The organism is Pseudidiomarina aestuarii, from assembly GCF_048263735.1.
In the GTDB taxonomy this organism is placed as follows: domain Bacteria; phylum Pseudomonadota; class Gammaproteobacteria; order Enterobacterales; family Alteromonadaceae; genus Pseudidiomarina; species Pseudidiomarina aestuarii_B.
In genome coordinates this window covers 1-5,919 of the sequence record NZ_JBLXDX010000020.1, presented here as the reverse complement: position 1 = coordinate 5,919, position 5,919 = coordinate 1, and the positions used below count along the sequence as shown (strand labels likewise).

Annotated in this window: 5 protein-coding genes; all 5 read left to right on the top strand. The window is 57.6% G+C overall.

Annotated elements, in window-relative coordinates; translation table 11 throughout:
- Positions 1-108 precede the first annotated feature (108 nt).
- On the top strand, positions 109-879 hold the full coding sequence (gene rfbF / locus ACN0S4_RS13520; RefSeq protein WP_041014107.1) for a glucose-1-phosphate cytidylyltransferase: 771 nt from the start codon (positions 109-111) through the stop codon (positions 877-879).
- Positions 880-934: 55 nt separating this feature from the next.
- The gene (locus ACN0S4_RS13515; RefSeq protein WP_417658147.1) at positions 935-1,981 is read left to right on the top strand and encodes an NAD-dependent epimerase/dehydratase family protein; all 1,047 of its coding nucleotides are present in this window, start codon (positions 935-937) and stop codon (positions 1,979-1,981) included.
- A gap of 46 nt (positions 1,982-2,027) precedes the next feature.
- Entirely contained in the window at positions 2,028-3,353 is a 1,326-nt protein-coding gene (gene rfbH / locus ACN0S4_RS13510; protein ID WP_417658146.1) for a lipopolysaccharide biosynthesis protein RfbH, read from the top strand.
- The gene (locus ACN0S4_RS13505; protein ID WP_417658145.1) at positions 3,350-4,864 is read left to right on the top strand and encodes an N-acetylneuraminate synthase family protein; all 1,515 of its coding nucleotides are present in this window, start codon (positions 3,350-3,352) and stop codon (positions 4,862-4,864) included. The genes rfbH and ACN0S4_RS13505 overlap by 4 nt, the downstream gene beginning before the upstream one ends.
- 1 nt (position 4,865) lies before the next feature.
- The coding region (locus ACN0S4_RS13500; protein ID WP_417658144.1) for a thiamine pyrophosphate-binding protein at positions 4,866-5,919 on the top strand (1,054 nt) is incomplete at its 3' end.

Genomic DNA, 5,919 nt, shown 5'->3' with positions numbered 1-5,919 from the left:
AATATTTTGCTTGTCCTTGCCAATGCGTTCAAAAGGCCAACTTTCTGTCACGCCTGAAGCAGCGCGCCCTCTGCGGTTCGAGAGACCAGGGCTCTTTGAGGTTAATGAATGAAAGCAGTGATTTTGGCAGGGGGCTTAGGTACTCGTATCAGCGAGGAATCCCATCTCAAACCCAAGCCGATGATCGAGATCGGCGGCAAGCCGATCATCTGGCACATCATGAAAATCTACTCCCATTATGGGATCAACGACTTCGTGATCTGTCTGGGCTACAAGGGCTACGTGATCAAGGAATATTTCGCGAACTACTTCCTGCACATGTCCGACGTGACCTTCGACATGGCAGAAAATCGTATGCACATCCATAACCAGAAGGCCGAGCCCTGGCGTGTAACGCTCGTGGATACAGGCGAGAATACGGCTACCGGCGGCCGCCTGAAACGAGTTCGTGGCTACCTTAGCGATGAAACCTTCTGCCTGACTTATGGAGATGGTGTCGCTGATATCGATATTGCTCAACTGATCGGTTCCCACCGTGCTCACGGCAAGTTGGCAACGGTGACTGCTGTTCAACCACCAGGGCGTTTTGGTGCGCTTGATCTACAAGGCGAGCAAGTCCGCGGCTTCCAGGAGAAGCCGCTGGGAGATGGGGGCTGGATCAACGGCGGATTCTTCGTGCTGGAACCAAGCGTGTTCGACTACATAGACGGCGACAGCGATATCTGGGAACAGGAACCCATGCGCCGTCTGGCAGAGGAAGAGCAGTTGATGACTCATCTTCATCGCGGTTTCTGGCAGCCGATGGATACCTTGCGTGACCGCAACTTGTTGGAAGAGCGATGGAGTTGTGGTCAGGCGGAGTGGAAGCTGTGGCGATGAACATCATCCCCACCGGTACTGATTGTTTCGAACGAGTCTAAGGGTTGTCTGTGCAATGAAAATCCTGATTACCGGAAACATGGGATATGTGGGTTCGGAGCTGGTCAAGATGCTCCGAAAAGAGTTGGCGCAGGCATATCTAGTCGGTTTTGATAGTGGCTTTTTCGCACATTGTCTGACGACGGGTGGACGCGTCCCTGAAATCAATCTGGATTGCCAACACTTCGGTGACATCCGCTCTATTCCCGATAGCCTGTTGAAAGGTATGGATGCGGTCATTCATCTGGCGGCCATTTCCAATGACCCGATTGGTAACAAGTTCGAGCAAATAACCAAGGACATCAACTTCACGGCCAGTATCAACTTGGCCAGACGCGCGGTCGAACTGGGAGTTGAGCGTTTCGTGTTCGCTTCAAGTTGCAGCATGTATGGCTACGCCGGTGATGATGCGCGCAAAGAAAACGATGCAATCAATCCACTCACGGCCTATGCACGGTCCAAAGTCGCGACCGAGCAGGCTTTGGAGTCCTTGTGCGCAAGCTCGTCTGCTTACATGACGTCTCTGCGTTTCTCGACGGCGTGCGGGATGTCCGACCGCCTGCGTCTGGATCTGGTGCTCAATGATTTTGTTGCCTCGGCGATCAGCACGGGGAGCATTACTGTCCTGAGTGACGGGACGCCGTGGCGCCCACTAATAGATGTCAAAGATATGGCCCGAGCCATGTTATGGGCGTTGACACGTGAGTCAGAAAAAATCGGACGCTATGTCGCAGTGAATGTTGGCTCCAGTGTGCAGAACTATCAAGTGCGCGACCTAGCTAATGCGGTTGCCAGTGCTTTGCCAGGCACTACGGTGAGCGTTAATACAGCTGCCCCGCCCGACAAGCGCTCCTATCGGGTCGATTTTTCGCTCTACGAGAAACTTGCCCCGGATCACCAGCCACAGGTCATGCTGGAGCAGTCCATCAAGGAGCTGGTCAGTGGCATGAAGGCTCTTGGTTTCAACGATAAGAACTTCCGCTCATCTGGGCTGATGCGCCTGAATACATTGGAAGCACATATATCCGAGCATCGTCTGAATCACGAATTGCAGTGGCTCTGAACGTAGTAATCAGGTCAATCGATATTTCAGGACAAAGGTGCAGTTTGTGAATAACGAAGAACAAGAACTACGCCAGCAGATCAAGGACCTGGTCGGGCGCTATGCAGATAAATTCCTGGCTCAGGGGGTATTCGTACCCGGAGAAACACCGATACCCCCGTCGGGCAAGGTAATAGGCAGTGGCGAACTGACGGCCATGACGGATGCCGTTCTGGACGGCTGGCTGACCACGGGACGTTTCAACGAAGCCTTTGAAAAACGCTTGGCCCGTTACCTGGGCCGACGTTGCGTGCTCACGACCAATTCCGGCTCTTCTGCCAACCTGCTGGCCTTTTCCGCGCTGACCTCGTCGCGCTTGGGCGAGCGGGCGATTCGCAAGGGCGACGAAGTGATCGGCGTGGCGGCCGGCTTCCCGACCACGGTCAACCCGATCCTGCAATTCGGTGCGGTACCAGTATTCGTGGATGTCGAGCTGGGTACCTACAACATCGATCCAGCTCTGGTGGAGGCGGCCATCAGCCCGAAGACCAAGGCCATCATGCTCGCTCACACACTGGGCAATCCCTTCAACCTCAAGGTCATCCGAGAGCTCTGTGACCGTCATGGTTTGTGGCTGATCGAGGATTGCTGTGACGCGCTAGGTTCGCTCTACGAAGGCCGTCAGGTGGGCGGATTCGGCGATATCGGCACCCTGAGCTTCTACCCGGCACACCACATCACCATGGGCGAGGGTGGAGCGGTATTTACTGACAGCCCGCTGCTCAAACGCATTATCGAATCCTTCCGTGACTGGGGGCGTGACTGCTACTGCACGGGTGGTGAAGACAACACTTGTGGCAAGCGCTTCTGCTGGCAGCTGGGTGATTTGCCGGAAGGCTACGACCACAAATACACCTACTCGCATCTTGGCTACAATCTCAAGATCACCGATATGCAGGCCGCCTGCGCCTTGGCGCAAATGGACCGGTTGGACGATTTCATCATGGCGCGCAAGCGCAACTTCGCTTGGCTTAGCGAGCGTCTCGCCGGCAGCACTGATCAATTGATCCTGCCGCATGCAACCCCCGGCAGCGACCCTTCCTGGTTCGGCTTCCCGATCACCCTGCGTGACGGTTGCGGTGTCGAGCGTGTCGAACTGCTGCGCTATTTGGATGCCCAGAAGGTCGGTACCCGGCTGTTATTCGCCGGCAACCTTACTCGCCAACCGTACATGCGTGACCAGCAATATCGCGTATCCGGAGAGCTGAGTGCGACCGACAAGGTTATGCGCGATACCTTCTGGATTGGCCTGTGGCCTGGCCTGGACAAAGCCTATCTGGAACATGCCGCAAGCAGCATCGAATCCTTTCTGAAGCGGGGTACAGGCGAATGAGTACGTCACCTGCATTGTTCGGCCGTCCACTGTTTATTCTGGAAATGGCTAACAACCACATGGGCGATCCGGCGCATGGCGTCGCGTTGATCCGTGCCTTTGCCGAGGTGTGCAAGTCGTTTCCGTTCCAGTTCGCTTTCAAGCTGCAATACCGTGATCTGAATACCTTCATCCACCCGGCGATGCAGGGGCGGGACGATCTGAAGTACATCAAGCGTTTCAACGAAACGCGGCTGTCGCGCGAGCAGTTCGATACCCTGGTGGCGGAAATTCGCGCCAATGGCTTCCTCTGTCTGTCTACTCCCTTCGATGAAGCCTCAGTGGGCGTGATTGAGGAGCAGGGGCTGGACGCCATCAAGATTGCCAGCTGCTCGATGAGCGACTGGCCGCTGCTCGAGCGCGTGGTACAGACCAATCGTCCGCTGATCGTTTCGACCGCCGGCGCCAGCTTGGAAGAGGTTGACCGGTTAGTGAGCTTCCTCACCCACCGCAACAAGAATTTCGCCATCCTGCACTGCGTCGGCGAGTACCCGACGCCCGACGCACACCTGCACCTGTCGCAAATCGACTTCCTGCAGCGTCGATACCCCGGCGTGCGTGTCGGGTTTTCTACGCATGAAGACCCGGACAGTATCGATATCGTGCAGATCGCTCTGGCCAAGGGGGCGCGCGTGTTCGAAAAGCACGTGGGGCTGCCTACCGAACAGTATCCACTCAACGCCTATTCGGCTAGCCCACAGCAGGTTGCGCGTTGGCTTGCCGCTGCCCAACGTGCGCTGCTGTTATGTGGCGAGGGCGCGCAGCGCCAGCCGGAGAACCCTGTCGAGCGAGCCAGCCTGCGGTCCCTGCAGCGTGGTGTATTCACTCGGCGGGCTATTGCTATGGGTGAAATCGTTCGCGCCGAAGATGTGTATTTTGCTTTTCCGCCGCAGGATGGCCAGTACACCGCCAGCGACTGGTCGAAGTACGCCATTTTCACCGCCCAGGCGGATATCGCCGCCGATGCCGCCCTGGCCCCAATCAATGCGAGCCTGCGCGACATGCGTGCCAAGGTCTGGGATATCGTCCAGCGTGTGCGCACCCAGTTGGCCGCTAGTCACGTGGTAGTGCCAGCGCGGGTCGACTTGGAAATTTCCCACCACTATGGTCTGGATCGTTTCGCCGAAGTGGGCATGGCCATGCTTACCGTGGTCAATCGCAGCTATTGCAAGAAGCTCCTCATGCTGTTGCCGGGCCAAAGCCACCCTGAGCAGTACCACCAGCAGAAGGAAGAAACCTTCCATGTCCTGCACGGTGAAATGATCCTCAAGCTCAATGGCGTGGAGCGTCTGTGTCGACCGGGTGATGTGGTCACTGTCGAGCCGGGTGTGCGCCATGCGTTCTACAGTGCCGGCGGCGTCATTATTGAAGAGTTGTCTTCCACGCACTACAGCAAGGACTCGTTCTATACCGACGAGGCGATCAACGCCAATCGGGATCGTAAAACCCTCTTGAGTTACTGGATGGATTGACGTGCCAACCCCCTATCGTGTTGCCGATTACATTGCCGATTTCATCGCCGGCGAGGGCGTGGAGCATGTCTTCCTGTTGCCCGGTGGTGGCGCCATGCATCTTAACGACGCCGTCGGAAAACATTCGCGGCTGGAAGTGGTGGCCTGCCATCACGAGCAGGCGGCGGCGATTGCTGCCGAAGCCTACTGCCGGATCAACGAGAACCTTGGCGTGGCCATGGTCACTACCGGACCGGGTACGACCAACGCAGTAACCGCCGTGGCCGGCGCCTGGATCGAGTCCGTGCCACTGCTGGTGATCTCCGGTCAGGTCAAACGAGCCGACTTGTTGCGCGGCGCGCCTTTGCGCCAGAAGGGCGTGCAGGAAGTGGATATTGTCAGCGTGGTCGAACCGATCACCAAGTATGCCGTGACCATCGATCATCCTGAGGACATTCGTCGCGAACTGGAGCACGCGGTGTTTCTGGCACGCGATGGCCGGGCCGGCCCGGTCTGGATCGACGTGCCGCTGGACGTGCAGGGCGCGCCCATTGATCCGGATACCTTGGAGGGTTGGCAGCCCGAGCGGGCGGCAGAAGTGGAACTCGGCCCGGACGTGCTGGCACAGGTGCGCAGCTTGCTGGAAGGCGCCCAGCGGCCGCTGATTCTTGCCGGCCATGGGGTACGCCTGAGCGGCACGGCAAATGCCTTTCGAGAGCTGATCGAATCGCTTGGCGTGCCGCTGGTCACCACCTGGAACGCCATGGATTTGCTGCCCTACGAGCATCCGCTCTATGTAGGTCGCCCCGGTGTTGTGGCGCTGCGTGCGCCGAACTTCGCCATCCAGAATGCTGACTTGCTGATCACCATCGGTTGCCGCCTGGACAACATCATCACCGCCTATGCGCCGCGCGACTTTGCACGTAATGCACGAAAGGTGGTAGTGGACGTGGATGCCAATGAGATCGCCAAACTCGACATGGACATCGACGTGGCTATCACCAGCGATGCCGCCAGTTTCATCGGTGCGTTGGCAGGCATGCTCGGCAACGCCGAATTCCGCCGTCCGCAGTGGC